The following is a 710-nucleotide window of genomic DNA, read 5'->3' on the forward strand; positions in this document are numbered from 1 at the left end:
CGCGAAGGCCGAGGTCGTCTACGCCTACCTGGAGGCCGACGGGACGCCGATCGAGGCCCTGGCCGAGGATGCCGACGTCGACGGCATCGTCACCGCGGGCCACGGCGCGGGTGGGGTCTCGACCGAGCAGTCGGCCCTGCGCGCGGCCGCGATCGCGAACCAGGACGTGGTCTTCGTCTCCACGACGCGTACCGGTGACGGCTCGGTCTACGTCGCGGACGGTACGCCCAACGTCATCGGCGGCCAGGACCTGACCCCGCAGAAGGCGCGCGTCCTGCTGCAACTGGCCCTGACCTTCACCAAGGACCCCGAGCAGGTCAGGAGGTGGTTCGGGACCGTCGGCTCGCCCGAGCTCGACCTGTCGGGCAAGGCTTCCACGCCCCCGCCGCCGGCCGTGACGGTGGACGCGCTGCTCGCGGCAGCGCAGGCACAGGTGCGTGCGGCACGCGCCGGGGGCACGGCGAGCCCGGGCACGGCGACTCTGCTGCTCGACCGGCTCGAGCGGGCGGCGGAGGCGTACGGCAGGGGCGATAAAACGAAGGCGGCTTCCTACGTCCAGTCGTTCGTCGACCGGGCCAAGCAGCGCGTCGACGACGTCGCCCTGCGAGCGGCCCTCGTGAAGACGGGCGAGGACGTGCTCGCGGCACTGCGCGGCACGCCGGCCCCGGTCGTCGCCGCGACGGTGGCAGCGGCCGCCGACACGGAGCTGC

The 710-nt window shown here is 73.8% G+C and carries 1 pseudogene; it reads left to right on the forward strand.

The annotated features are described in order from the left end of the window. Positions 1 to 710, forward strand: a pseudogene (locus G9H72_RS20745) (hypothetical protein); the annotation flags it as partial.

The sequence above is a fragment of the Motilibacter aurantiacus genome (assembly GCF_011250645.1).
Classification (GTDB): Bacteria; Actinomycetota; Actinomycetes; order Motilibacterales; family Motilibacteraceae; genus Motilibacter_A; species Motilibacter_A aurantiacus.